This is a genomic window from Catellatospora methionotrophica (genome assembly GCF_011297335.1).
In the GTDB taxonomy this organism is placed as follows: domain Bacteria; phylum Actinomycetota; class Actinomycetes; order Mycobacteriales; family Micromonosporaceae; genus Catellatospora; species Catellatospora methionotrophica.
In genome coordinates this window covers 1-24,913 of the sequence record NZ_JAAOTJ010000033.1, presented here as the reverse complement: position 1 = coordinate 24,913, position 24,913 = coordinate 1, and the positions used below count along the sequence as shown (strand labels likewise).

Sequence of the window (24,913 nt, the reverse complement as noted above, 5' to 3'; positions counted from 1 at the left end):
CAGGGCCGTAGCCGCCTCGGGCCGGTGCGCGACCGGCCCGAGGCGGCCGGTCACCACTCGTAGCCGAGGCGTTCCACGAGGTCGCCGTAGCGGGCGCGGAACGCGGCCAGGTGCTCGGCGGTGAGGTGGTTGCGCCAGTCGCCGGCGACGCCGCGGCGGTAGTGGCTGTGCACATCCTCCTGCCCGCGCTCGCGGCCCTTGGCCAGGCGGCTGAACGAGAAGCGCTCGCAGGCGCTGGTCACGTACGCGCCGGGCAGCCGGTGCAGCGGCAGCCGGGGCAGCACGTGGCGCGGGTAGGCCAGCCAGCGCGGGGTGCCCCGGCGCGCGGCGACGTTCCAGCGCGCCGCGGCCATGCGGGCCTTCTCCGGCCCGGAGCCGTCGGGGGTGAGCAGGTCCAGGTGCCCGAGGATGGCGGTCCAGGACTTCACCGGGTCGACGATGGCGTCCTCCATGCGCAGCTCCAGCATCCCGGGCCGGGTGTAGTCCCACCGCGCCATCGGGTCCAGGAACATGCTGCTGAACTCCACCTCGGCCAGCAGGCCGCCGGGCTCGTCCAGGGTGCGCAGGTTGCGCCGGTGCTCGACCAGCTCGGGCCACGGCACCCCGCCGACCACCTCGGGGTGGCTGTTGAGGTGGCTGAAGTAGCCGGACACCACGATGTCGCGCGGGTCGCGGATCAGGTGGAACGCCCGGTGCTCGGGCAGCGTGTCCACCCATTCCGGCTTCGCGTTCGTCATGATCAGAAGGTCGGGTCGGGTGGCGCGCACGTAGTCGCCGAGAGAGTCGTAGGGGGCCCACTGCTCCGGCACGTGGACCGTGTCGACTTTGAGGTCCAGCGCGAACGCCGCCTCGTGCAGGATGGACCTGGCCCAGGTCGATGCTGATTTGTGGCGTGCGAAATAGGCACGAAGCACCGGTTCACTCCTGACGAAAGTCCTGATGAGACGTTATGCGAACGCGGCGTATAGCTGCGTTAACAATAAATACATCTATGCAGGAAGGATCAGGGCTGTCAAGAACGGGAACGGGCCCCGGTGCCTGTGCGCCGTCCGCTCACGCCGCGGTCCCGGCGGGAGGCAGCTCGCCGGTCTCCCGGGTGCCACCGGAGCACGGCGCGCCGACCTCGGGCGCGGCGTTGCGGCGGGCGGCGGTGATGAAGAAGTCGACGCGCGGGTCGTCGGCCCGGTCCACCTTCAGCTGGTATCCCCACGCCTGCAGCGAGATCGGCGCGTCCTGGCCGGGGTACGGGCTCAGCATCAGGTAGTCGCGGCCGGTCACCTTCGCGGCCAGCGCCCGGACGTCACCGTCACCGGTGCCCGGCCGGTAAGTGATCCACACCGCGCCGTGCTCCAGGCTGTGCACGGCCCGCTCGCTGGCGATCGGCGCGTCGTAGACGATGCCGGTGCAGGTCTGCCAGGTGCCGTTGTGCTGGCCGCCGACCGGCGGCTGCTGCGGGTAGACGACCGGGCCCTGGGCGTGGTCCTGGCTCAGCGCGCCCTCGGCCAGATAGTTGCGCACCCCGTCGATCGAGGCGAGCTGCTGCTGCCAGGTCCCCGTCGGCGCGACCGCGACCGGACCAGTGCCGGGCCGCAGGTAGTAGTACAGCCCGCCGCCCACGCCCAGGCAGCAGCAGAGCAGCAGCACCAGCCCCACGACGATCCACACCCAGACGGGCGCCCCCGGCTTGCGCGGCGGCGTGCTCGTGTAATCCACCATGGTGTGGCCTCCCCAGGAACTCGACTAGCCGCCGCGATCCTATCGACGCCCCGCCATCGCGCGGACATCCGTGTCCGGACCGTCACCGCCCGCACGCGGACGGACAGGTCAGGCGGTGGGGTGGATCGCGAAGCCGGACAGGCCCTCGGGGGTCTCCTCATAGACGGCCACGCCGTCGACGACGGCCAGCTCGGGACCGTGCCTTGTCCAGGAGACGAGGCGGTCCACGCCGTCGGGCGTGCCCTCGAAGACGGCCTCGACCGTGTCGTCGGGCCGGTTGCGCACCCAGCCGGCGACCCCGGCGGCCTGCGCCTGCTGGCGGCAACCGTCGCGGTAGTAGACGCCCTGCACCTCGCCGGAGACCACAACGCGCCTGCGGATCATGTGACCACCGTAGACTGGACGGCATGGCCCGGCCAAACGAGGTCGTCGCGGCGGCGTTGCAGGAGTACGCCGATCTCATCGCGATCACCGGCGGCGACGCCTTCCGGGCCCGCACCTACGAGAAGGCCGCCCGCGCGGTGGCCGGATACGGCGCCGACGTCGCGACGCTCGACCTGAAGGGTCTGGAGCGGATCCCCGGCGTCGGCAAGTCCACCGCGGAGAAGATCGTCGAGTACCTCTCCAGCGGCCGGATGGAGGTGCTGGAGCAGCTGCGGGCCAAGGTGCCCGCCGGGGTGCGGGAGCTGATGGCGATCCCCGGCCTCGGACCGGCCAAGGCCATGACCCTGCACCGCGAGCTGGGCCTCTCCTCGATAGACGAGCTGGTCCACGCGATCGAGGCCGGACGGCTGGCGGGCCTGCGCGGGTTCGGGGCCAAGACCGCCGCGAACATCCTGCACGGCATCGAGGTGCTGCGGCACAGTGGCGGCCGGGTGCTGGTGTCCGCCGCGCTGGAGGTCGCCGACGAGGTCATCGCGGCGCTGTCGGCGCTGCCCGGCTGCGAGAAGTGCACGTACGCCGGGTCGCTGCGGCGCGGGCGGGACAGCATCGGCGACGTGGACATCCTGGTCGCCTCGCACGACTCGAAACCGATCATGGCGGCGTTCACGGAGCTGCCGCTCGTCGGGGAGGTCATCGCGGGCGGCCCGGCCAAGACGTCGATCCGGACGAACAGCGGGCTCCAGGTCGACCTGCGGGTGGTCCCGCCGGAGTCGTGGGGCGCGGCGTTGCAGTACTTCACCGGCTCCCGGGAGCACAACATCCGGGTACGCGAGATCGCCGTACGCCGGGGGCTGAAGCTGTCCGAGTACGGGCTGTTCCGCGCCGAGGACGACACGCTGCTGGTGTCGGAGACCGAGCAGGAGGTGTACGAGCAGCTCGGGTTGCCCTGGATCGCGCCCGCCCTGCGCGAGGACCGGGGCGAGGTCGCCGCCGCCCGCGACGGCCGCCTGCCGCAGCTCGTCACCGAGGCCGACCTCCGTGGTGACCTGCACACCCACACCAACCTCACCGACGGGGTGTCCACGCTGGAGGAGATGCTGGCCGCGGCGCGGGCCAGGGGCTACCGCTACTACGCGGTCACCGACCACGCCAAGGACATGCCGATGCAGCGGATGACCGACGCGAAGATGCTGGCGCAGCGCAAGAAGCTGCGGGCGCTGGCCGAGGGCGGGAAGATGGCGCTGCTGCACGGCAGCGAGCTGAACATCGACCCCGACGGCGGCGTCGACTGGGACGCGGAGTTCCTGGCGGGTTTCGACATCTGTGTCGCCTCGGTCCACTCGCACTTCACGCAGACGCCGGCGGAGCTGACGAGCCGGTTCGTGAAGGCGTGCGAGAACCCGTACGTCAACATCATCGGGCATCCGACGACGCGGCTGATCGGGCGGCGTCAGCAGGTCGAGCCGGACTGGGACGCGGTGTTCGACGCGGCGGCGGCCACCGGTACGGCGATGGAGGTGAACGCGTTCCCGGACCGGCTCGACCTGCCCGATGAGCTGATCATGCGGGCGCGGGAGCGCGGGGTGAAGTTCGCCATCAACACGGATGCGCACTCGACGGTGCACCTGGACATGATGCGGTTCGGGATCGCGATCGCGCAGCGTGGCTGGCTGACCCCGGCCGACGTGATCAACGCGTGGACCCTGACCACGCTCAAGGCCTTCGTCGCAGCCAAACGCCGAGCGGCGTGAGTCGGGGTGGTCAGGTGAGGTGTTCGGATAGCCAGGTGGTGAGTCTGGTCCAGGCCCGGGTGGCGGCGGGGGCGTTGTAGCGGGCGCCGGTGTCGTTGAAGAAGGCGTGGTTGACGTCGGGGTAGGTGGCGATCTCGAAGGTCAGGCCCGCCTTGGTCAGGGCTTCGCGGGCGGCGTCGCGGGTGGCGTTGACCCGGTCGTCCAGCTGGGCGTACACGCCGAGCACCGCGGCGTCGGGGGACCGCGCCATCGAGGCGTTCGCGGGGAACGGGCCGTAGAACGGGATCGCGGCGTGCAGGCGTGGTTCGCCCGCGGCGAGCAGGGACCAGACCATGCCGCCGCCGAAGCAGAAGCCCATCGCGCCGACGGTGTGGCCGGGATTGCGCCGCAGCAGTTCGCCGATCCCGGCTTTCATGTCAGCGATGAAGCGGGCGGGTGGGGCGGCGTTCAGGGCGGCGGTGGCCTGGGCGGGGTCGGTGAAGGTGGCGGTGCCGCCCTCTTCGGACAGCAGGTCGACGGCCAGCGCCGACCAGCCCGCGGCGGCGAGCCGCCCGGCGATCGATGCGATGTGGTCGGTCAGGCCCTTGTTCTCGTGTACGACCAGGACCGAGCCCTTGGGATCGGCCGCGGCCGCCCAGCGGCCCTGGAGCTGCCCGCTCGGGCCGGGGAAGGTGATCGGCTCGGTGGGCAGGGGTGTGGGGCCTGCCGGGCCGGTGGCTGCGGGCGTCGGCGCGGTCTGCGGGGGTGTCGTGGTGTCGCGCTGCGCGTCGCAGGCGGCCAGCAGCGGGGTCGCCACGGCCGCGCCGACGCCGAGCAGGCCGAGGCGGCGCAGTGCCTCGCGGCGGGAGATGAGGCCGTCGGCGTAGTCGACGACGACCTCACTCGACAGGTATTCGCCCAACTCAGACATGTCTCATTCATACCCCCTCGACCGGTGAGGGTGCGGGAGCCGGGCTCGGCCGGTTCCCGCACCCCCGGGCGGGGTCAGCGTTCGTCGACGGTGGCGACGATGCTCTGCCGCCAGGTGCCGTGGTAGCTGACGAGCGGCTCGAACTTCGGGCCGGGGTCCGGCGGCACGAGGGTCACCTCGCCGGACAGGTCGATGCTGCGCCGCCCGACGGCCCAGGCCGTGACCGGGTCGAACAGGATCTCGACCGCCGACCGGCCGTCGGTGTGGCGGATCGCGACCAGCTCGATGTCGTCGATGGTGACCGTGCCGGCGGTCAGCCCGTCCATGCCCTGGAAGGCACGTAGCAGCCCGGCCCGCAGCTGTGGGCTGAGCAGGAGGTCGCACGCCTGGTAGAGCCCGGCCATCGCGTCCCAGAGCGCATGGTCCCTGGTCCAGGTCTGGCCGCCGTCGGGCACGTCGGCGCGCAGCTCGGTGAGCAGTGGCTCCGCCTCGGTCGGCAGCTGCGCCAGCCACTGCGGCGTCGGGAACGCGATGCTCGGGCCGTTGTCGTTCAGGAAGGTCCGCGCCTGCGCGAGTTCGCCCTCGTGGTTGCTGTGCAGGCCGTCGAACAGGTTCTGGTCGCCGTCGAGCAGCTTCAGGATGATCATGCCCTGCGGGTCCAGCCAGGTCTCCCGTGGCTGGAACACCACCTTGCCGGTGCGGTCGTCGCTGCGAAGGGAGGAGGCCCAGCCCTCGGTGAGCACGTGTACCAGGTGTCCCGGCGGCAGGTCGGCGGCGGCGGTGTGCTCGGCGGTGCGGGCCAGCTCCGCCAGCGCCGCGACGGCTTCCGGTGTGGTTTTCGACAGCATGGGGTTCGTGCCGAGGGCCGTCGGCGGCGGCTGGTGGGAGGCTTTGACCAGCGCGATGTTCGGCGTGGCGAACCGGTGTCCGCCGAGGCCGCCGACGGTCACCGCGCCGAGCGCGACGATCGTGACGACCAGTCCCGCGGTGACCGGCACGAGCCAGCGGGCGAGCCGCCGTGGGCTGCGGCCCCGGGCCGCGGTGTGCCGGGCGTTGAGCAGGTACCAGGTGCGGGAGACGGACTCGTCGGACGGGTCGAGGGCGGGCAGGTCGCGTACGGCGGTCAGGTCGGGGTCGGTGCGGTTCATCGGGGACCTCCGGGGGCGGAGAGCGCGGACTTGATCTTCGTACGGGCGCGGTGCAGGGCGGACTGCACGGAGCCCAGCGGGATGCCGAGCGCCTGGGCGATCTCGGCGTACTCCAGGTCGGCGACGGCGAACAGCAGCAGCACCTCGCGCTGGCGGCGGGGCAGCTTCGCCAGCGCGGTCGCGACGCGGGCCACGGTGCGCTGCGCGTCGACCCGCTCCGCGGAGCGGGCGTCCGGCGCGTCCTCGTCAGCGGCGTGGGACTGCGCGGCGGCCACGGCGCGCAGCGCCCGGACCTCGGTGCGCTGGTGGCGGCGCAGCAGGTTGCCGCAGATGCCGTACAGCCAGGGCAGCATCGGGCCACGGGTCGCGTCGTGGCGGTGGCGCTGCTCGTACGCGATGAGGAAGGTCTGCGCCACGACGTCCTCGGCGACCTGCTCGCCGACCCGCCGCCCGGCGTAGCGGAGCAGGTCGCGCGCGTACGCGTCGAACATCGCGCCCAGGTCCGCCGGGTCCGGCTCGGCGTCGCCGGGCGGTGGGTCGGCAGCCGACGGCGGGTCGTGCTGGGTCGTCACGGTCATGCCTGTACTTGCCCGCACCGGCCGTCCATGTTCCCGGCTCCTTTCGCGGGGTGGACGCCGAGGTTACGGCGCAGCGGGACGGCACGCCTGCCCGAGCGCGTTTCCGGACGACTGCCGGGTTTCGGTGGACCGGCGGGCCGTCGATGCGAGAGGGTGGACGGCATGAGTGCGGACGAGCAGGTATTCGTGATCGTCGGTGCGGCGCTGGCCGGGGCCAGAGCCGCAGAGGCGCTGCGAGCCGAGGGCTTCACCGGCCGGGTGCTGCTGATCGGGCAGGAGGACGAGGTGCCGTATGAGCGCCCGCCGCTGTCCAAGGGCTTCCTGCAGGGCAAGGACGCCCGCGAGAAGGCGTACGTGCACCCGCGCGAGTGGTACGACGAGCAGGACATCGAGCTGATGCTCGGCCGCCGCGTGGTGGCGGTGCACCCGGAGTCGCGCACCGTGACGCTCGACGGCGACGAGCAGTTCGCCTACGACAAGCTGCTGCTGGCCACCGGTTCGGTCGTGCGGCGGCTGGACGTGCCGGGTGGGGACGCCGACGGGATCCACTACCTGCGCGCCTATCCGGACTCGGCGGCGCTGCGGGCGGCGCTGACGGCCGACCCGAAGCCGGAGGTGCTGGTCGTGGGCGGCGGCTGGATCGGGCTGGAGATCGCCGCTGCGGCGCGCGGCTACGGCTGCCCGGTCACCGTCGTGGAGGCCGACCGCGCCCCGCTGCGCCGGGTGCTCGGCGACGAGCTGGCCGCGCTGTTCCAGCAGATGCACGAGGCGAACGGGGTCACCTTCCGGTTCGGCACCGGGGTGCGCGAGTTCGGCAGCCTGGACGGGGCGGTACGCAGCGTGGTGCTCGACGACGGCACCGAGCTGGCCGCCGACCTGGTCGCGGTCGGGGTGGGCATCCGGCCCGCCACTGAGCTGGCCGAGCAGGCAGGACTGGACGTCGACAACGGGATCGTCACCGGCCCGGACCTGCGTACCTCCGATCCGCACATCTTCGCCTGCGGTGACGTGGCCTCGACCCTGAACCCGCTGCTGGGAAGGCACCTGCGCACCGAGCACTGGGCCAACGCGCGGGCGGGCGGCAAGGCGGCGGGCAAGGCGATGCTCGGCCAGGACGTGTCGTACGAGCAGGTGCCCTACTTCTTCACCGACCAGTACGACCTGGGCATGGAGTACTGCGGCTGGGCCGGTCCGGGCGACTACGCCCGCGTCGTCTTCCGGGGCGACCCGGCCGTCCGCGACGGCAAGGCCCCCGAGGCCGTCGCGTTCTGGCTCACCGACGACGACCGCGTGGTAGCCGCCATGAACATCAACATCTGGGACGTCCAGGACGACCTGTCCGCCCTGGTCAAGGCAGGCCTCTCCGGCACACCCGCCGACCCGGCCCGCCTCACCGACCCCGCGGTCCCTCTGGGGAAGGTCCTTCAAGGTTGATCATTAACTGAGGCGCCTGCCTGACGGATGGGACGTAGCATCGGTCCGATGCGGACCCGGTTGATGTTCGTGCGGCATGGGGAGTCGGTGCATTCGGTCGAGCGGTTCGTCGGTGGGAGTGCGGGGTGCCGGGGGCTCACGCCTCGGGGGCGTGAGCAGGCGGTATCGGTCGCGGGGCGGCTGGTGGGGGAGGTTTCGGGGCCGGTCGCGGTGTACTCGTCGGTGCTGCGGCGGGCGGTGGAGACGGCCGCGCCGATCGCGGCGGCGCTGGGTGTGCCGGCGGACACCGATTGTGGCCTGTGCACCTGGCACTATCCGGCGTACGCCGATGGGCAGCCGCTGTCCGTGCTCAAGGGTGCGGAGCTGCCGGGCGGGGGTGTGTTTCGGCCGTTCCAGCGGGAGAACGAGAGCTGGGCGGAGCTGGTGGTGCGGACCGGGCGGGCGATCATCGACATCGCGTACCGGCACGCGGGTGAGACCGTGGTGCTGGTCGGGCACAGCGAGACCGTCAACAGCGCCTTCCACGTGCTCGGGATGCAGCCGCTGCTGCGCGCGTTCGACACGGTGGTCGCGCCCGGCTCGGTGACCGAGTGGAGCACCGACGGCGACCCGGCCACCTCGCCGCCCACCCGCTGGACCCTGCACCGCTTCAGCGCGTGACGTACGGGACGCACGGCCTGTCGCGTGCGGAAGGGCACCTTCCGCACCGCTGAGCGCGTTAAGAAGGTGCCCTTCCTTCGAACCAACCGGCTGCTAGCAGCGGGAGTGGAAGTCGCGGGTAGCGAGCATGGTGCAGAAGGTGGACCTGGCGGCGGTGTAGCGGGTCAGGCGGCCGTCGGCGAACCAGGTCGAGTTGACCGGGAAGTCGAAGGTGCCGTCGGCGATGCCGTCCCAGCCGTAGCGGAAGTCCAGGTTGATGTACACGACGGCTTTGATGACGTTGCTCAGGTCGTACGTGCCGGACTGGTTCGGGATGGGGCCGTTGTAGGCCAGCAGGCTGGACAGGCGCTGCATCCACCTGTCCCCGGCGACCGGCTCCAGGCCGGAGGTGTCCGAGCCGTCGGCGGTGAAGTTCATCATCCCGGACTCCGACACGATCATCGGCTTGCCGTGGTCCTTGGCGAACTTCATCATCTTGAGCACGTTGCCGTCGTGGTCCCAGCTCTTCCACACGGCGGTGTCGTTGCCGTACGCGTCCTTGGCCAGGTACGCGTTGCGGCACTGCGACGTGGTCACGTCGTAGTTGGCGGGCGGGGTGCCGTTGTAGAGATACCCGTTGTCGTGGATCGGCATGCACAGCTCGTGCGCGAAGATCGAGACGCCGATCCAGTCGGTGACGGCGTCACCGGGGTAGAGCTGCTCGTACTCGCCGCGCACCGGGTGGTACTGGTAGCGCACGTTGTTGCCGACCTGCCCGGCGATGAGCTGCCGGATCCTGGCGAAGGCGTTCTTGTACGACGCGCACGACGCGTCCGTGCAGTGGTAGAAGCTGCTCACCTCGTAGTCGATGCGCAGCTGGAACGTCGCGGCCGGATACGCCTTGATGAAGTTGATCAGGTTCGTGAACTGCGCCGCGTGCTGGCCGTTGGCGAGTTCCTGGGTGACCGCGCGGGAGCGGGCCGCCTTGGTGTTCTCGTCGCCGCCGGTGAAGCCGGGCGGGTTGTCCTTCCAGCTCACCCCGACCTGGATGACCTGCCCGCGCTGGGCGAGCTGGGTGGCGTAGTCGCGGTGGTTGGTGTTGACCCAGGTGCCGGACTTGACCTCGTAGTAGACCGAGCCGCCGTCCGGGGTGTCCACGACACTGTCCATGTCCTGGTAGGACCCGGCGGTCGACTGCCCCGCCAGCATCAGCCGCCGGCCGGTGCCCGGCGTGGTGGTCGGCGACGGGCTCGGCGAGGCGCTGGGCCCGGCCGTCGGCGAGGTCGACGGCGACGGCGGCGGGTTGGTCGCCGAGCCGCCGGTGCCGACGAACGTCACGTAGTCCAGGTCGGCGACCGGGGACGAGTCGTTGGACCGGAACACGATCACGATCGTCGTGGTGCCGGTCGGGGCGTTGCTGAGGTTGTAGGTCAGGTCCTGGTAGGTGGTCCAGGAGCCGGTGCCGAGCACGCCCGGCGAGGCCAGCACCGGGCCGGTCGCCGAACCGGACCGGACCTCGATGGTGAAGGCGGAGTTGGTGGGCCGCTGCGACGAGTAGCGCAGCTTGATCTGCGTCGGCGCGGGCGAGCCCAGGTTGAGGTTGGTGAAGGTCAGCGACGCGCCGCCGGTGTTGGCGCGCACCTTCGCGCCGCCGGACGCGGCCGCGTCGGAGACGATCGAGGCCTGGTTGAGCGCGTTCGCGGACTCGGCCTGGAGCTGGCCGTACGGGTTGCCGCCGGTGCCGCCGGACGGCGACGGGCTCGGGGACGCCGTCGGGCTGGCCGACGGGCTCGGCTGCGTCGACGGGGACGGCTGGGCCGACGGCGACGGGCCCGTGCTCGGGGTCGGCGGCGGGGAGTACGTGCCGGTGCCGTTGACGTAGCGGGCGTGGCGCAGCTCGGTCAGGAAGCGCGACTTGATCGTCGGGTCCGCCTGGATACGCGAGTCGCCCCAGTAGCCGTTGGCGCAGCCCGCGGTGCCCGCAGAGCCCGAGCACTGCCACATCGTCTGGGCGTCCCAGTGCGTGTTGATGTAGGCGACGGCCCGGATCACGTCGGCGTTCGCGGCGATGTAGCCGAAGAAGTCGGCGTACCAGGTGTTCCAGATCTGGTCGGCGGTCACCGACTGCGGGGCCTTGTTCAGGATGCAGCTCGCGGTGCGGGTGCCGGTGGTGAAGCCCTGCGGCGAGGACTCGGCGATCATGACGGGCTTGCCGTGGCCCCGGGCGAACGTCAGCACCCGGTCCTGCAGCGCGCGCGGCGAGGTGTCCACGCCCCGGCAGCTCCACTGGTACGCGGCGTACGTGCTGCCGTAGAAGGCCGACATGCCGACCCAGTCGACCACGTCGTCGCCCGGATACCAGACGTCGTAGTGGTTGGCGGCGGTGACGACGTAGTTCCACTCGGGGTGGTCGGTGTGCTCGTTGAGCGGCCACGCGGCCGACTGCCACACCGTGGCGACCTTGCTCGCGCCGAGGGCGTCGATGCGGCCCTTGATGTAGCGGAACGCCTGCTTGTAGAAGCCGGCGCTGTAGCAGTTCCAGGGGCCGTCGAACTCGTAGCCGATACGCAGGAAGACCTCACGCCCGGTGTTCTTGAACCAGGTGATCAGCTCGTCGACCTTGGCCCGGTACTGCGGGGTCAGCGTCACCACGTCGGCGTCGCCGGTGCCCGCGATGGCCCGCAGCGGCTGGTTGTAGCAGCCGGTCTTGGTGTCGGACAGGTACAGCCCGACGGCCAGCGCCGCGCCCGGGTACTGCCCCAGGGTGGCGTTGAAGTCGACCAGGCCCGAGCCGTAGTCGACGCCGGAGTTGACCCCGGCCAGGGCGTCCGGGAAGACGATGTTCGTGTACAGGGTGACGCCGCCGGGGCGGGGTGCGGTCGCGTCGGTGTCCAGCACGGCCGACTTGTACTCGGCCAGTGTGGTGCTGTCCTGGCCCATGAAGAAGCGGATCTTGCCGTCGGCGGGGAGGTTGCGGCCGCTGACCGCGGCGCCGGCGGCCGGCGCGAACGCCAGCGCCCCTGCCGCGGCCAGGGTGGCGGCCAGTATTGCCCCGAGCGCGGCGCGACCGCGGCGGGGGAGCGAAGAGCCCATGAGTGCCTTGCCTTCCGGAGCGAAGGATCGATGGCTGGGCACGCTAGGGCCTGTTACGGACAGGTGTCGTGAAGTTTCGAAACATGCACCGCAACGCACGCCCCGCGTTGCGGTCAGTGAGGGCTCAGCGCAACGCGGCGGTGCTGTTGCGCAGGATCAGCTCGGTGTGCAGCTCGATGCGGGGAGCTTCCAGGTGCTCGCCGTTGACCAGGCGCAGCAGCAGCCGCGCGGCCGAGGCGCCCATCTCGTGCAGCGGCTGGCGGATCGTGGTCAGCGGAGGGGCGGTCCACTGGGCGTAGTGCAGGTCGTCGAAGCCGACCACGGACAGGTCGTGCGGGATCTGGCGGCCGACCAGGCGGGCCGCCTCGTAGACACCGGTGGCCTGCTGGTCGCTGCCCGCGAAGATCGCGGTCGGCGGGTCGGGCAGGGCCAGTAGCTGCTGGGCGGCGCGCAGGCCGCCACTGTGCTGGAAGTTGCCGTAGCGGACCAGGTCGCGGTCGGTGGGCAGGCCCGCCGACTCCAGCGCGGCGCGGTAGCCGGCGATCCGGGCGCGGCTGCACAGCAGCTGCTCGGGGCCGCCGATCGCGCCGATCCGCCGGTGCCCGAGCTTGATCAGGTGCTCGGCGGCGGCGTACCCGCCGGAGAAGTTCGTCGCGCCGACGCTGGGCACGTCCGGCGGGGGCTGGCTGACCCCGTCGACCACGACGAACGGCAGCGTACGGCGCTGGAGTTCGGCGCGCTGGTCCTCGGACAGGTCCGACAGCACCAGGATCGCGCCCTGCGAACCGCGCGAGATCAGCCCCTCCAGCCAGCGGCGGGTCAGGCTGGCCCGGTTGTGCACCGCGGAGACGACCAGGCCCAGCCCCGCCGCCTCGGCGACCTGCTCGACGCCGGTGAGGATCTCCAGGCCCCAGGCGCTGTCCAGCTCGTTTATCACCAGGTCGATCAGGTCCCCGCGCTGGGTCTTGCGCCGTGGCGCGCGGGGGCGCTGGTAGCCGTACCGGGTGAGCAGGGTCTCGATGCGGCGGCGGGTCTGCGGCGAGATGTCGCTGTGGCCGTTGAGGACCTTCGACACGGTCGGCACGGACACGTTCGCCTCGCGGGCGATGTCACCGAGGGTGCACCGGGGCGAGACGGTCCGGCCTGGGGTTTCGGGTACGGCGGTCACCCGGACAGTTTCGCAACACCATCGGGCGAGTGACCACCATGTTTCGAAACTTGTTCTCGTTTGTTTCGCCCGCTCCTAGGTTGCTGTCACCGCGCCGCTGCCGGAACTCCTCGGGTTCCCGGCGGCGCGGGAGCTCCCTGACTCAACTTTCCGGGCCGCCCGCCGGCCCGTTCATCGAGGAGGAACGCATGGCAGCAGGAGGCGTGTTCGCCCGCAGGGGCGTTCGCCTGGCCGCCGGTCTCGTCGCCGGAGCGCTCGCGCTCACCGGCTGCGGCAGCGGCGACGAGAGCACCGGTGACGGCGAGAAGATCACCCTCACCGTGGCCACGTTCAGCGACTTCGGGTACGAGCCGCTGGTCAAGGACTACATGGCCGCGCACCCGAACATCACGGTCAAGCTCCGGGTGACCGAGTTCGACCAGCACCACAAGCAGCTGGCCACCCGCCTGGGCGCCGGTGCCGGCGCGGCCGACATCGAGGCCGTCGAAGAGGGCTACATCCCGCAGTTCCGCCAGTCGAAGGACAAGTTCGTCAACCTCGCCGACCTCGGCGCGAAGGACCTGTCCCAGCAGTGGCTGCCCTGGAAGTGGGAGCAGAGCCTGGCCGACAACGGCAACTTCGTGATGGGCCTGGGCACCGACATGGGCGGCCTGGCCCTGTGCTACCGCTCCGACCTGTTCAAGGCGGCCGGCCTGCCGGTCGAGCGTGACGCGGTGTCGGCGCTGTGGACCGGCTGGGACGAGTACTTCGCGGTCGGCGACAGGTTCATCGGCTCGGGCAGCAAGGCCAAGTGGTTCGACGGCGTGGGCAACATCTACCAGGCCATGATGAACCAGACCCCGTACGGCTACTTCGACACCTCGGACACCTACGTCGGCGACAGCAACCCGGCCGTGAAGACGGCGTTCGACAAGGTCGCCGCCGTGGCCAACAAGCCGGGCATGTCGGCCAAGCTCGACCCGTTCAGCCAGCAGTGGAACGTCGGCTTCAAGCAGGGCACGTTCGCCACGCTGCCGTGCCCGAGCTGGATGCTGGGCCTGATCAAGGACGGCTCCGGCCCGGACAACGCCGGTAAGTGGGACATCGCCAAGATCCCCGGCAACGGCGGCAACTGGGGCGGTTCCTTCCTGACCGTGCCGAAGCAGGGCAAGCACGCCAAGGAGTCGTACGAGCTGGCGAAGTTCCTGACCTCCCCGGACTCCGAGGCCAAGATCTTCCAGAGCGTCGGCTCGCTGCCCTCGCAGCCGGAGACGCTGAAGAACCCGGCCGTCATCGGCTTCAAGAACGAGTACTTCAGCAACGCCCCGGTCGGCGAGATCTACGCCAAGTCCGGCGAGACCCTGCAGCCGAACTACCGCGGCACCAAGGACGCCGACGTGCGCCCCGTCTTCGGCCGAGCCCTGGCCCGCGTGGAGCAGGGCAAGCAGTCCCCGGCGGACGCCTGGACGCAGGCCCTGACCGAGGCCGGCAAGGCCCTCGGCAAGTGAGACCCGGGCGGCACGGCGTTACCTCTCGACGCCGTGCCGCCCCTTCTTCCCCCTCCAGGAGCTGACATGCGCGGGCGCCTCGACCGGCACCTCACCCCGTACCTGTTCGTCGCACCGTTCTTCGTGCTGTTCGCCGTGTTCGGGGCATACCCGCTGCTGGCGACGCTGTGGATGTCGCTGCACGACTGGCACCTCATCAACGGCGACGCCGGCTTCATCGGCCTCGCCAACTACAGCGAGCTGTTCGCCGACCCCGACTTCTGGAACGCGCTGGTCAACACGCTGAGCCTGTTCGTGATCTCGACGGTGCCGCAGCTGTTCATCGCGCTCGGGCTCGCGGCGCTGCTCAACACGAAACTGCGCGGGCGCACCTTCTGGCGCGCCGGGGTGCTGGTGCCCAACGTCGTGTCCGTGGTGGCGGTGGCACTGGTCTTCGCCCAGGTCTTCGGCCGCGACTTCGGCATCGTCAACTGGCTGCTCGGCCTGGTCGGGCTCGACCCGGTCGACTGGCCCGCCAACGTCTGGTCCTCGCACCTGGCCATCGCGGCCATCGTGACGTGGCGCTGGACCGGCTACAACGCGCTGATCTACCTGGCCGCGATGCAGGCGGTGCCGAGCGACCTGTACGAGTCGGCCCGGCTGGACGGCGCGTCGACGTGGAAGGCGTTCTGGACCGTCACCGTGCCGATGATCCGCCCGACGATCCTGTTCACCACGGTCGTGTCCACCATCGGCGGCCTGCAGCTGTTCGCCGAGCCGCTGCTGTTCGAGTCCAAGGGCGCCTCGACCGGCACCGGCGGCTCCGACCGGCAGTACCAGACGATCACGATGTACCTGTACGAGAAGGGCTTCACGCTCTTCGACGCCGGCTCCGCCGCGACCATCGCCTGGGTGCTCTTCCTGATCGTCGCCGTCTTCGCACTGATCAACTTCGCGGTGGTACGCCGCACCGTCGCGAGCCGCTGAGGAGCCCTCGATGACCACCACCGCAGTTACCGCCGTGACCCGCCGCCGACGGCGGGCCCGCCCGGCCGGGGGCCGCGGCAAGCCGCTGATCTACATGCTGCTGGCCGCCGTGCTCGCCTCGTCCATCTTCCCGCTCTACTGGACCTTCGTCGTGGCCAGCTCCGACAACAGCGCCATCGGCGAGGCCACCCCGCCGCTGGTGCCCGGCGGCAACCTGATGGAGAACATCAGCCGGGTCTTCGACAGCTCCGAGTTCGCGCTCGCGCTGATGAACTCGGCGATCGTGGCGACCACCGTCGCGGTCGGCAACGTCTTCTTCTCTGCGCTGGCCGGTTTCGCGTTCGCCCGGCTGCGCTTCCGCGGCCGCAACGCGCTGCTGGTCACCGTCGTGGCGACGATGATGGTGCCGACGCAGCTCGGCATCATCCCGCTCTACCTGCTCACCACCAAGCTCGGCTGGACCGGCCACCTGCAGGCGCTGATCGTGCCCGCGCTGGTGTCGGCGTTCGGCGTGTTCTGGATGCGCCAGGCCGTCGACGAGACGGTGCCCAACGAACTGGTCGAGGCCGCGATGATGGACGGCTGCTCGCTGGTGCGCATCTTCTGGCACGTGGCGCTGCCCGGCATCCGGCCCGCCGCGGCGGTGCTCGGCCTGTTCACCTTCATGGGCGCGTGGAACGACTTCTTCTGGCCGCTGGTCGTGCTCAACCCGGAGAACCCCACCGTGCAGGTCGCGCTGTCCGTACTGGCCAGCGGCTACTACACCGACTACGCGCTGATGCTGACCGGCGCGCTGCTCGGCGTGCTGCCGGTGCTCGCCGTGTTCCTGCTGCTGGCTCGCCAGATCGTCGGCGGCATCATGGCCGGTGCGGTGAAGGGATGATCCGCAACCCGATCCTGCCCGGTTTCCACCCCGACCCGTCGATCCTGCGTGTGGGCGAGGACTACTACGTCGCCACGTCGACGTTCGAGTGGATGCCGGGGGTGCGCCTGCACCACTCGCGCGACCTGGTGCACTGGCGCACCCTGGGCGGCGTGCTCACCGAGCCGCGGCTGCTGGACCTGAACGGCACGCCCGACTCCGGCGGCGTGTGGGCCCCGTGCCTGTCGTACGCCGACGGGGTGTTCTACGTCGTGTTCACCAACGTCGCCGGGTACGCGGGCGGGTTCTGGGACGTGCCGAACTACGTCGTCACCGCGACCTCGATCGAGGGGCCCTGGTCGGACCCGGTGCCGCTGCACGCCCGCGGCTTCGACCCGTCGCTGTTCCACGACGAGGACGGGCGGAGCTGGCTGCTCAGCAACGACCTCGACTGGCGGCCCGGCCACCACTGGTCGGCGGGCATCATCGCGCAGGAGTTCGACCGGGCCACCGGCAAGCTGCTCGGCGAACCCGTCACGATCTTCTCCGGCACGCCCGCGCTCTACACCGAGGGCCCGCACATCTACCGGCGCGACGGCTGGTGCTACCTGCTCACCGCCGAGGGCGGCACCGGCTGGGACCACCAGGTGACGGTCGCGCGCTCGCGCTCGCCGCTCGGGCCGTACCAGGTCGACCCGGACACGCCCCTGCTCAGCGCGGCCCGCGAGCCGGGGCTGCCGCTGCAGAAGGCGGGGCACGGCAGCCTGGTCGACACCCCGGCGGGAGAGTGGTACCTGGCGTACCTGGTCGGCCGGCCGCTGACCGAACGCGACGACTGCGTGCTGGGGCGGGAGACCGCGCTGGCCCCGGTGACCTGGACCGCCGAGGGCTGGCCGCGCATCGAGGGAGCACGGCCCGCCCTGACCGTCCCGGCCCCGGACCTGCCCGCGCACCCGTGGCCCGGCGAACCGGAGACCGACTCCTTCGACGCGCCGGTGCTCGGCCCGCAGTGGAGCACGCTGCGGCGGCCGTTCCACGCCGACTGGGCGTCGCTGCACGCCCGGCCCGGCCACCTGCGGCTGCACGGCGGGCGCTCGCCGTCGTCGCGGTTCGACACCAGCCTGGTGGCGCGCCGGGTCACCGCGGCGTCGTGCACGTTCAGCGCGTCGGTCGAGGCCGATCCGCGTACGCCGCAGCACCTGGCCGGGATCACGGCGTACTACAACACGCGCAACTGGCACTACGCGTACCTGACCTGGCGCGAGGGGCTGGGCCGCTGCCTGGAGCTGCTGTCCTGCGACCGGGGACGGCTGCACCGCCCACCGCACGTGCCGATCCCGGTCCCGCCGGACGGCCCCGTCCACCTGCGCGCCGAACTGGAACTGCCGGACCTGCGCTTCAGCTGGTCCGCCGACGGGCAGGCCTGGCAGCCGCTGGGTACGGCGCTGGACGCCCGGATCCTGTCCGACGAGCACGCCATCGAGGCGAGCCCCGACGGCGTCTTCCAGATCTGGGGCTTCACCGGCGCCTTCGTCGGCCTCTGGGCCCACGACCTCACCGGCAACGCCCTGCCCGCCGACTTCACCACCACCACCTACCTCACCCGCTGAACCCTGCTGGGGCCGCTCGACGCGGGCCCGCTGGGGCCCGCCGCGAAGATCGCTGTTTCCGGTCAAAAGCTGGGGTCTGACCCGAGGTTCTGACCGGAAACGGCGATCTTCGCCGCTCCATGGCCGCCTGCGACAGGGCGGTCTTGGCGTCGCCGCGCGTGGCAGACTCGCGCGGTGACCGACGGACTGGTGATACCCGAGCTCGACGCGGGGCCGTTCCTGCTGCGCCCGTTCCACGTCGGCGACCTGCCGCTGCTCCAGGAGGCGTCGGCTGATCCGTACATCCCGGTGATCAGTTCGGTGCCGGTGCCGTACCGGGAGGCCGAGGGACTGGCGTTCGTCCAGCGCCAGCACGACCGGGCACGGGAGTGCGTCGGCTACTCCTTCGCCATCGCCGACCGGGCCGGGGACCGCGCGGTCGGCCAGATCGGGCTCTGGGTCACGGAGATGACCGAGGGCCGGGCGGCGACCGGCTACTGGATCGCGCCGTCGGCCCGCGGGCGCGGCGCGGCCGGGCACGCGCTGGCCGCGGTGGCCCGCTGGGCGCTGACCGACCTCGCCATCCCCCGGGTACACCTGCACGTCGAGCCGTGGAACACGGCCTCGGTGCGCACCGCCGAGCGCGCCGGATTCCAGCGCGAGGGCCTGCTGCGCAGCTGGATGGAGCTGGGCGGGCAGCGCCGCGACATGCTGCTGTACGCCCGCGTCGCCGCCGACGGGCCGCCCGCCTGAGCCGTCAGCCGTTCAGGGCGTCGAGGGGGCCGTGATGTCGCCGAGCACGATCTCGATGGCGGTCATGAGGTCGATGATGTCACCAGGCGTCGATGCGCCGGGGACCGCACGATATCGTCGCCGGATGCCCGCACCTCGGCAACGATGGCCCCTGGCACCGCGTGAGCTGGACGAACCGCACCCGTCCCGGCTCGGCGAGGACCACCCCGACCGCGCCGAGATCCTGGCCCGGCACGACGTGGCGCTGCGCGACGGCACCCCGGGCTACCTGGACCCGTCGTCGGGCCTGTTCGTGCTCAGCGCCGGGTTCCTGGCCAAGCGGGGCTTCTGCTGCACCCGAGGCTGCCGCCACTGCCCGTATGTGACCTGACCGGGGCGGCCGTCTCGGCTAGCCTGCGGTGCGTGATCGAGACGAGGCGGGCGACGGCGGCCGATGCGACGGAGCTGGTGAGGCTGCGTGCGGTGATGCTCGGCGCGATGGCGGGGCAGCCCGTCGAGCCGGGGCCCTGGCAGGAGCACTCCCGGGCGCTGCTGCGGAGGCGGCTGGCGGAGGCTGGGCCGACGATGGCGGCGTACGTGGTGGACGGCGCGGACGGGCTTGCCGCGTGTGCGGTCGGGGCGATCGACGAGCGGCTGGGCGGGCCCGCGAACCCGTCGGGGCGCACCGGGTACGTGTACAACGTGGTGACCGACGAGGCGTACCGCCGCCGGGGTCTCTCGCGGGCCTGCATGACCGCGCTGCTGGACTGGTTCGCCGGGCGTGGGGTCTCGGCGGTCGATCTGCGGGCGACGGCCGACGGGGAGCCGCTCTACCGGGCGCTGGGCTTCGCGCCCGTCGCGCACCCCACGCTGCGGCTGATCACGGGTCGGTGACCTAGGCCGAAGCAACGCCAGGGCATGGTCGGACGGGGGACGCGCCGGTAATCGCCGGGTGTGATGATGGCGCCAGATCTCAGCCGCGCCGGCGGCCGGGTCCCACGAGGTCCCCGGACACGGCGCAACCACGCTGGGCACGACCTGGAGGCGTCAGGCGGGACCTGTCTCTGCATGGTGAGACAGGTCCCGGACTGTATCGCCGCACGTCGCGGCGGGTCGAGCGGTGACAGGGCCCCATGCGCTACGCGGAGCGATGGGAAGGTGCCCTTCCTTTCCTCAGGGTGTCGGGTTGCAGGTCCAGACGGCCGGTGAGGACGGCGCGGGCGCGCAGGGAGGTGCCGGGGGCGGGAGTCGTGGGCAGGGTCGAGCTGGGGGCGGCCACGTCGATGTCGATGGTGGGGTGGACGCGCAGGCGTAACCAGTGGAAGGGTCTGCCGGTCAGCGTGTTGGTGCGCAGCTCGGCCAGGCGGACGGTGCCGTGCAGGCGGGCGCGGGCGGTGGGGGTCCAGCCGGGCGCGGCGCGGCCGGCGCGGACGAGGTCGTCGCTGACCAGGCCGGACGCTGCGGGTGCGGCCGTGCCCTCGGCGGGCGGTTCGAAGGTCTCGGCCAGGGCGGACAGGGTCACCTGGCCACGGGCCAGCCCGCCACCGGCGACGTGCAGGGCGGTGTGGTCCTCCAGGTGCACCGCGACGGGGCAGACCAGGCCGCCGCCGGTCTCGTCGAGCAGGTCCATGACCGCCGTACGGTCGTCGATCAGGCGGATGTTCTCGCAGGCCACCGCCACCGCACCACCGGCCAGTGACGGCTGCAGGTGGTGGACGCGGCCCCAGTGGGCGCGGGCGACCACGCGGGCGCCGGACACATCGGTCCACACGTGGTCGCAGAACCGGCGGGACAGCGGCACGGCGATCCCGGCGGCGACGACCGACATGGTGAACTGCCGCAGGTCCTCCCGGGCGAGGTCGACGCCTATCGAAGCGAAAAGGCCTGTCACCTTGCCCTCCTCGATGAGGTCGGTGGGTCTCCCAACGTACCCCGCAACCGAGGGCTGTTCCTTTAAACGAGCCACGGTACGGTGGGCACTCGGCGTACGCGGATACGGAGGCAGAGATGTTCTGGTGGAGGAGGCGAAAGGCGGCCGCCGGCAAGTGGATTGTCGTGGTGAGCCGCGTTCGTCCGCTTGACCCGAATAGTGGTGGACGAGACGAGTTGCGCTGGCCAGAGCCGCGCGACGCCGAGCACGCCACCGATTCCCGTGACGCCGCAGACACCCTCGCCGGTCGGCTGACCGCCGGGGACGGCGTGCAGCGGGGACACCAGCGGGTGAAGGTCCTCTTCACGGGTCACTGACCTGACCGGACACGCGCTTCATCGGTGCGATATGGACGATTTTGTCCGTTGTGGTGGGAGGGCTGGCCGGCCGGGCCGCCCTCGTCAGCCGACGGGACGCAACCGCCGCGGATCGGGATCGCGCTCGGGGAACCGGCGCAGGTACTCCAGCTCCAGCTCGCGGCTGCGGTGATCATGGTTGGCCAGCGCGCTGTCCGACCCGTGCACGAACGTGTCGTGGCGGGTGCGGTGCAGCGACGCCAGCTCGCGGGACAGCTCGTGGTTGCTCAGCGCCGCGGCGGGAATACCGCTGCGGTAGGCCACGTCGGACCTCATCATGCACCTCCGGGTGGGTCAACCGGGCCGGACGGGCACGTCCGGCTCGGTACGATCACAGTGGGCATGTACCCACCGGCCGCGATGGCTCACCTCTCCAGTCTGGCCTGCGCGGGCGGGGGACAGCGGCCGAATGAGGGGGTCGGGCGATGGCGGTGCGGACCGTGCGGGAGGTGATGTCCGCTCCGGTGGTCAGCGTCGGCACGGCGACGCCGTACAAGGAGATCATCGACCGGCTGGCCGAGCACGGGATCAGCTCGGTGCCGGTGCTGGACCCGGCCGGTGTCGTGGTCGGCATCGTCTCCGAGGCCGACCTGCTGCACAAGCTGGCGCTGAGCGGCGAGGAGCCGCAGCGGCACCTGTTCGAGCGCAAGCGCCGCGCGGTGGCGCGGGCCAAGGCCGGGGGCGACCAGGCCGAGGACCTGATGACCAGCCCGGTGATCACGGTCGCGCCGGGCGCGTCCGTGGTGGCGGCCGCCCGGATCATGGAGGACGAGCGGCTCAAGCGGCTGCCGGTGGTCGACGCCGACGGGCTGCTGGTGGGCATCGTGTCGCGGCGCGACCTGCTGCGTACGTACCGGCGCTCGGACGAGGCGATCCGGCACGACGTGGTGCACGACATCATCGCGGGCATGCTGTTCGTGCAGCCGCCCGAGATCGACGCGGCCGTCGACGACGGCGTGGTGACGCTGCTGGGCGGCACCGGCCGGCGCAGTTCGGCCCAGATCGCCGAGCGCCTGGTGCGCGGCGTACCCGGAGTGGTCGACGTGGTCAACGCGCTGACCTTCGAGTACGACGACACCCCGCACCTCGACAAGCGGTACGAGTTCAACGCCGAGGTCGGCGGACCGGATCGTCCCCGCGACGGCACGCTGGGGATCGAGTAGGCAGTGCGAGCGAGCGGAGGCCCGATGCCGATCCAACGGGAGATGCGCAGCAAGCTGCGGTTCCAGTCCAGTCAGACCAAGGAGCAGCTGCTCGGGGTGGCCAAGAAGATGAACATCACCGGGCGGTGGCACATGACCAAGGCCGAGCTGGCCCGCGCCATCGAGAAGGCCAACGACGCCGGACGCCGCCACAGCCGCGACCGGGACTGACCGAGGTGGGTCGCCGCCGCCCGCCGTAGGCTGTGCGGGTGCAGCAGCGAATCCTCGGCCGGACAGGCCGGAACGTGAGCGTGGTCGGGCTCGGCGCGTGGCAGCTCGGCGCGGACTGGGGCAGCGTCAGTGAGGACGACGCCCTGGCGGTGCTCGCCACCGCGGTCGACGCGGGCGTGAACTTCGTCGACACCGCCGACGTGTACGGCGACGGCCGCAGCGAGACCCTGATCGGCAGGTTCCTGCGCGAGCGCGGACCCGGCCATGGGATCACCGTGGCCACCAAGATGGGCCGCCGGGTCGCGCAGGAGGCCGCCAACTACCACGTGGACAACTTCAAGGCCTGGAACGACCGGTCCCGGGCCAACCTGGGCGTGGACACGCTGGACCTGGTGCAGCTGCACTGCCCGCCGACCGAGGTCTACGCCGACGGCGCCGTCTACGACGCGCTGGACGCCATGGTCGACGAGAAGCGCATCGCGGCGTACGGCGTCAGCGTGGAGACGTGCGACCAGGCGCTGACCGCCATCGCGCGGCCGAACGTCGCGTCCGTGCAGATCATCCTCAACGCGCTGCGGCTCAAGCCGCTGGAGCGGGTGCTGCCCGCCGCCGCGGCCGCCGGCGTCGCCATCATCGCGCGCGTGCCGCTGGCCAGTGGCCTGCTGTCGGGCCGGTACGACGAGCACACCACGTTCTCGGCCGACGATCACCGCACGTACAACCGCCACGGCGAGGCGTTCGACGTCGGCGAGACGTTCTCCGGGGTCGACTTCGCCACCGGCCTGGCCGCGGTGCGCCGCCTGGCCCCGCTGGTGCCCGAGGGCGCGACCATGGCCCAGTTCGCGCTGCGCTGGATCATCGACCAGCCCGGCGTCAGCGTCGTCATCCCCGGTGCCCGCAACCCCGAGCAGGCCCGCGCCAACGCGGCGGCCGCCGACCTGCCCGCCCTGCTGCCCGACCAGCTCCGCGTGGTCACCGAGGTCTACGACGACCTGATCCGCCCCCAGATCCACGACCGCTGGTGACCTGAAGGAAGGGCACCTTCCTATCGCTGCGCGATGTGGAAAGGTGCCCTTCCTTGTCTCACGCGAGCGGCAGCCGGATCACGTTCCAGGACAGCGGCGGCAGGGTGAGGGCCAGGCGTCCGTTCTCGACCGGTGGTGCGGGCCGGTCCCGTGGCGTCACCCGGTCCGGCTCGGCCATCGTGTTCACGGCGGTGGGGTCGGCGTCGGCCAGCACTGAGTGGGTGACCGGCCCGGACGCGGCGAAGCCGCCCAGGTGCACCGTCAGCGGCAGGCTCGCCGCGGGGTCGCGGTTGACCGCGAAGACGGTCAGCGTGCCGTCCTCGCCGTGTACGGCCGTGGCGTGCAGCAGCGGCACGTCGCCATACTTGGCGGTCTCCGACGTCGGCGACGTGACGTGCAGCCGGAGCACCTGCCCGCGGCCGTGACGGGCGGCCTGGGCGAACGGGTGGAAGGTGGTCTGCCGCCAGGCGGGGCCGCCGGGTTCGGTCGTGATCGGTGCGATGACGTTGACGAGCTGGGCCAGGCACGCCGCGGTCACCCGGTCGCAGTGGCGCAGCAGCGTGATCAGCAGGCTGCCGAGCACCACCGCGTCGGCGACCGTGTACACGTCCTCCAGCAACCGCGGCGCGCGCGGCCATTCGCCCTGGCCGGGCCGCTGGCGGGACATGTACCAGATGTTCCACTCGTCGAAGGACAGCGACAGGCGTCTGGCTGAGCGGCGGCGGGCGCGGGCGGCGTCGCACAGCGCGATCACGTCGGTGATGAACCGTTCCATGTCCACCGCGCTGGCCAGGTAGGAGGCCTGATCGGTGGCGTCGGGGTCGTAGTAGGCGTGCAGGGACAGGTAGTCGACCTCGTCGTACGCGTGCGTGAGCACCGTCGACTCCCACTCGCCGAACGTCGGCATGCCCGACCCGGAGCTGCCGCAGGCGGTCAGCCGCACCGACGGGTCGATCAGCCGCATCAGCCGGGCGGTCTCGGCGGCCAGGCGGCCGTACTCGTCGGCGGTCTTGTGCCCGACCTGCCATGGCCCGTCCAGCTCGTTGCCCAGGCACCACCACCGGATGCCGTACGGCTCCGGTGAGCCGTGCGCGCCCCGCAGGTCCGACAGCGTTGTGCCGCTCGGATGATTGCAGTACTCCAGCAGGTCGCCCGCCTCGGCGATGCCCCGCGAGCCCAGGTTCACGGCCATCATCGGCTCCACCCCGGCGGCCCGGGTGAACGCCATGAACTCGCCCAGGCCGAACCGGTTGGTCTCGACCGTGCGCCAGGCCGGGTCCAGCCGCCGGGGCCGCAGGTCGGCCGGGCCGACCCCGTCCTCCCAGCGGTATGCCGAGACGAAGTTGCCGCCCGGATAGCGCACCATGGTCACGCCCAGCTCGCGGATCAGCGCGAGCACGTCGGTGCGCAGGCCGGTGGCGTCGGCGGCGGGATGGCCGGGCTCGAACAGCCCCGTGTACACGCACCGGCCCAGGTGCTCGACGAACGAGCCGAACAGCAGCGGATCAACCTCACCGATGGTGAAGTGCGGATCGACGAAGACCTCAGCGGTACGCGTCACAGACATGACGGCCAGCCTCCCGCAACTGCCCTGGCTCGTCCACGGCCCCGAAACTATCGGTCCCCGCGCCACGGTGACGGCGTGGCGCACCGTGTCCGCAATAGACGTTGGCCTATCCGGATGACTTTTCGGCGATCGAAGTCATCTGGATAGGCCAACGTCTATGACGAGCGGGGTGGGCGGGGAGCTCGGCGCGGGGTGGGGTGTTGGA

General features: G+C 71.5%; 24 protein-coding genes. 13 read left to right on the top strand and 11 right to left on the bottom strand.

All coding sequences use genetic code 11. The features are described from left to right. Nucleotides 1–50: 50 nt before the first annotated feature. The 3 genes from HAV40_RS35810 to HAV40_RS35800 all read right to left on the bottom strand — a co-directional run bounded on the left by HAV40_RS35810 (nucleotide 51) and on the right by HAV40_RS35800 (nucleotide 2,100). The gene (locus HAV40_RS35810; protein WP_166388744.1) at nucleotides 51–914 is read right to left on the bottom strand and encodes a sulfotransferase domain-containing protein; all 864 of its coding nucleotides are present in this window, start codon (nucleotides 912–914) and stop codon (nucleotides 51–53) included. Between the two features lie 139 nt (nucleotides 915–1,053). Beyond that, the gene (locus tag HAV40_RS35805; RefSeq protein ID WP_166388743.1) at nucleotides 1,054–1,716 is read right to left on the bottom strand and encodes a DUF3105 domain-containing protein; all 663 of its coding nucleotides are present in this window, start codon (nucleotides 1,714–1,716) and stop codon (nucleotides 1,054–1,056) included. A gap of 108 nt (nucleotides 1,717–1,824) precedes the next feature. Further along, a complete protein-coding gene (locus HAV40_RS35800) occupies nucleotides 1,825–2,100 on the bottom strand; it encodes an acylphosphatase (protein WP_203671575.1) in 276 nt (91 codons plus the stop codon). A 23-nt stretch (nucleotides 2,101–2,123) separates the two neighbouring features. Between HAV40_RS35800 and polX the strand changes: the two genes are divergently transcribed. Further along, nucleotides 2,124–3,851, top strand: coding sequence for a DNA polymerase/3'-5' exonuclease PolX (gene polX / locus HAV40_RS35795; protein ID WP_166388742.1), 1,728 nt, complete (start codon nucleotides 2,124–2,126; stop codon nucleotides 3,849–3,851). Nucleotides 3,852–3,861: 10 nt separating this feature from the next. Here polX and HAV40_RS35790 read toward each other — a convergent pair whose 3' ends face one another. The 3 genes from HAV40_RS35790 to HAV40_RS35780 form a co-directional block, all read right to left on the bottom strand. Then, a complete protein-coding gene (locus HAV40_RS35790) occupies nucleotides 3,862–4,761 on the bottom strand; it encodes a dienelactone hydrolase family protein (protein ID WP_166388741.1) in 900 nt (299 codons plus the stop codon). A gap of 74 nt (nucleotides 4,762–4,835) precedes the next feature. Continuing rightward, nucleotides 4,836–5,909: a hypothetical protein gene (locus HAV40_RS35785; RefSeq protein ID WP_166388740.1), complete on the bottom strand. Its 1,074-nt coding sequence runs from the start codon at nucleotides 5,907–5,909 to the stop codon at nucleotides 4,836–4,838. Beyond that, nucleotides 5,906–6,487 (bottom strand): RNA polymerase sigma factor, encoded by a 582-nt coding sequence (locus HAV40_RS35780; protein ID WP_166388739.1) that lies wholly within the window; start codon nucleotides 6,485–6,487, stop codon nucleotides 5,906–5,908. Before HAV40_RS35780 ends, HAV40_RS35785 begins: the two co-directional genes overlap by 4 nt. A 162-nt stretch (nucleotides 6,488–6,649) precedes the next feature. On the opposite strand from HAV40_RS35780, the gene HAV40_RS35775 reads away from it, so the two are divergent. Continuing rightward, nucleotides 6,650–7,921 (top strand): NAD(P)/FAD-dependent oxidoreductase, encoded by a 1,272-nt coding sequence (locus HAV40_RS35775; protein ID WP_166388738.1) that lies wholly within the window; start codon nucleotides 6,650–6,652, stop codon nucleotides 7,919–7,921. A 27-nt stretch (nucleotides 7,922–7,948) separates the two neighbouring features. Next, nucleotides 7,949–8,581: a histidine phosphatase family protein gene (locus HAV40_RS35770; protein ID WP_338076456.1), complete on the top strand. Its 633-nt coding sequence runs from the start codon at nucleotides 7,949–7,951 to the stop codon at nucleotides 8,579–8,581. Nucleotides 8,582–8,674: 93 nt separating this feature from the next. Here the strand turns inward: HAV40_RS35770 and HAV40_RS35765 are convergent, their stop codons facing one another. Then, entirely contained in the window at nucleotides 8,675–11,653 is a 2,979-nt protein-coding gene (locus HAV40_RS35765; protein WP_166388736.1) for a carbohydrate-binding protein, read from the bottom strand. A 124-nt stretch (nucleotides 11,654–11,777) separates the two neighbouring features. Beyond that, nucleotides 11,778–12,821 (bottom strand): LacI family DNA-binding transcriptional regulator, encoded by a 1,044-nt coding sequence (locus tag HAV40_RS35760; protein WP_166388735.1) that lies wholly within the window; start codon nucleotides 12,819–12,821, stop codon nucleotides 11,778–11,780. Between the two features lie 188 nt (nucleotides 12,822–13,009). Here HAV40_RS35760 and HAV40_RS35755 point away from each other — a divergent pair, with 188 nt between their 5' ends. The 7 genes from HAV40_RS35755 to HAV40_RS35725 all read left to right on the top strand — a co-directional run bounded on the left by HAV40_RS35755 (nucleotide 13,010) and on the right by HAV40_RS35725 (nucleotide 19,351). Further along, on the top strand, nucleotides 13,010–14,308 hold the full coding sequence (locus HAV40_RS35755; RefSeq protein WP_166388734.1) for an extracellular solute-binding protein: 1,299 nt from the start codon (nucleotides 13,010–13,012) through the stop codon (nucleotides 14,306–14,308). 66 nt (nucleotides 14,309–14,374) lie between these two features. Further along, nucleotides 14,375–15,274, top strand: a complete 900-nt coding sequence (locus HAV40_RS35750) for a carbohydrate ABC transporter permease (RefSeq protein WP_166388733.1) — start codon at nucleotides 14,375–14,377, stop codon at nucleotides 15,272–15,274. Nucleotides 15,275–15,368: 94 nt separating this feature from the next. Continuing rightward, nucleotides 15,369–16,157, top strand: a complete 789-nt coding sequence (locus tag HAV40_RS35745; RefSeq protein ID WP_239086684.1) for a carbohydrate ABC transporter permease — start codon at nucleotides 15,369–15,371, stop codon at nucleotides 16,155–16,157. Beyond that, the gene (locus tag HAV40_RS35740; protein ID WP_166388731.1) at nucleotides 16,154–17,746 is read left to right on the top strand and encodes a glycoside hydrolase family 43 protein; all 1,593 of its coding nucleotides are present in this window, start codon (nucleotides 16,154–16,156) and stop codon (nucleotides 17,744–17,746) included. The genes HAV40_RS35745 and HAV40_RS35740 overlap by 4 nt, the downstream gene beginning before the upstream one ends. A gap of 174 nt (nucleotides 17,747–17,920) precedes the next feature. Then, entirely contained in the window at nucleotides 17,921–18,478 is a 558-nt protein-coding gene (locus HAV40_RS35735; RefSeq protein ID WP_166388730.1) for a GNAT family N-acetyltransferase, read from the top strand. Between the two features lie 124 nt (nucleotides 18,479–18,602). Then, nucleotides 18,603–18,848, top strand: a complete 246-nt coding sequence (locus HAV40_RS35730) for a DUF5522 domain-containing protein (protein ID WP_166388729.1) — start codon at nucleotides 18,603–18,605, stop codon at nucleotides 18,846–18,848. A 32-nt stretch (nucleotides 18,849–18,880) separates the two neighbouring features. Continuing rightward, on the top strand, nucleotides 18,881–19,351 hold the full coding sequence (locus HAV40_RS35725; RefSeq protein ID WP_166388728.1) for a GNAT family N-acetyltransferase: 471 nt from the start codon (nucleotides 18,881–18,883) through the stop codon (nucleotides 19,349–19,351). Nucleotides 19,352–19,595: 244 nt separating this feature from the next. Here the strand turns inward: HAV40_RS35725 and HAV40_RS35720 are convergent, their stop codons facing one another. Both HAV40_RS35720 and HAV40_RS35715 read right to left on the bottom strand, forming a co-directional pair. Next, complete coding sequence (locus HAV40_RS35720) at nucleotides 19,596–20,348, bottom strand: hypothetical protein (RefSeq protein ID WP_166388727.1); 753 nt, start codon at nucleotides 20,346–20,348, stop codon at nucleotides 19,596–19,598. Nucleotides 20,349–20,788: 440 nt separating this feature from the next. Further along, a complete protein-coding gene (locus HAV40_RS35715) occupies nucleotides 20,789–21,019 on the bottom strand; it encodes a DUF6158 family protein (protein ID WP_239086634.1) in 231 nt (76 codons plus the stop codon). A 149-nt stretch (nucleotides 21,020–21,168) separates the two neighbouring features. Here HAV40_RS35715 and HAV40_RS35710 point away from each other — a divergent pair, with 149 nt between their 5' ends. Genes HAV40_RS35710 through HAV40_RS35700 form a run of 3 tightly spaced genes read left to right on the top strand, consistent with a single transcriptional unit; the run spans nucleotide 21,169 to nucleotide 23,141 of the window. Next, nucleotides 21,169–21,906, top strand: coding sequence for a CBS domain-containing protein (locus HAV40_RS35710; protein ID WP_166388726.1), 738 nt, complete (start codon nucleotides 21,169–21,171; stop codon nucleotides 21,904–21,906). A 24-nt stretch (nucleotides 21,907–21,930) separates the two neighbouring features. Further along, complete coding sequence (locus HAV40_RS35705) at nucleotides 21,931–22,116, top strand: hypothetical protein (RefSeq protein WP_166388725.1); 186 nt, start codon at nucleotides 21,931–21,933, stop codon at nucleotides 22,114–22,116. A gap of 38 nt (nucleotides 22,117–22,154) precedes the next feature. After that, complete coding sequence (locus HAV40_RS35700) at nucleotides 22,155–23,141, top strand: aldo/keto reductase (protein ID WP_166388724.1); 987 nt, start codon at nucleotides 22,155–22,157, stop codon at nucleotides 23,139–23,141. Nucleotides 23,142–23,199: 58 nt separating this feature from the next. On the opposite strand, the gene arfA is transcribed toward HAV40_RS35700, so the two are convergent. After that, nucleotides 23,200–24,708, bottom strand: coding sequence for an arabinosylfuranosidase ArfA (arfA, locus tag HAV40_RS35695; RefSeq protein WP_166388723.1), 1,509 nt, complete (start codon nucleotides 24,706–24,708; stop codon nucleotides 23,200–23,202). Nucleotides 24,709–24,913: the final 205 nt, after the last annotated feature.